Genomic DNA, 555 nt, shown 5'->3' with positions numbered 1-555 from the left:
CAGCGCATCGTTCATGACTGGAATCGCAGTGGCGAAGGCTTCGCCGACCACCTGTGCCTTCATGAATTGATCGCGCAACAAGCGGCCGCCACGCCGGACGCGCTGGCGGTGACCTTCGGCACTCAACAGTTGAGTTACGCCGAACTCGACGCCCAGGCCAACCGTCTGGCACACAGGCTGATCGAGTCGGGCGTCGGTCCGGAAGTGCGCGTTGGCGTGGCCATGCAGCGTTCCGAACAGTTGCTGGTGGCCTTGCTCGCGGTGCTCAAGGCCGGGGGCGCCTACGTGCCGCTGGACCCGGATTATCCGGCCGAGCGCGTGGCGTACATGCTCGAAGACAGCCGTGCGTTGCTGCTGCTGACCGAGTCCACGATCGCGGCGCAATTGCAGGTGCCGAGCGGCACCCAAGTGCTGTTGATGGACGCCGCGGACAGTTATCCATCGGACGCGCCGCGCACACGCGTGACACCGGACAACCTCGCCTACGTGATCTACACCTCCGGTTCCACCGGCAAACCCAAAGGCGTGGCCATTGCCCACCGCAACGTCCTGGCG

At 65.2% G+C, this 555-nt stretch carries 1 protein-coding gene; it reads left to right on the top strand.

Annotation, left to right across the window (positions count from 1 at the left end):
• Nucleotides 1-555 (top strand): AMP-binding protein (locus tag NTD84_RS18340; protein ID WP_262168204.1); only part of this gene is annotated, 555 nt, incomplete at both ends.

The organism is Pseudomonas sp. 14P_8.1_Bac3 (assembly GCF_025466085.1).
GTDB lineage: Bacteria > Pseudomonadota > Gammaproteobacteria > Pseudomonadales > Pseudomonadaceae > Aquipseudomonas.
The sequence above is the reverse complement of the archived record's forward strand: the minus strand, read 5'-3'. Positions and strand labels throughout refer to the sequence as shown.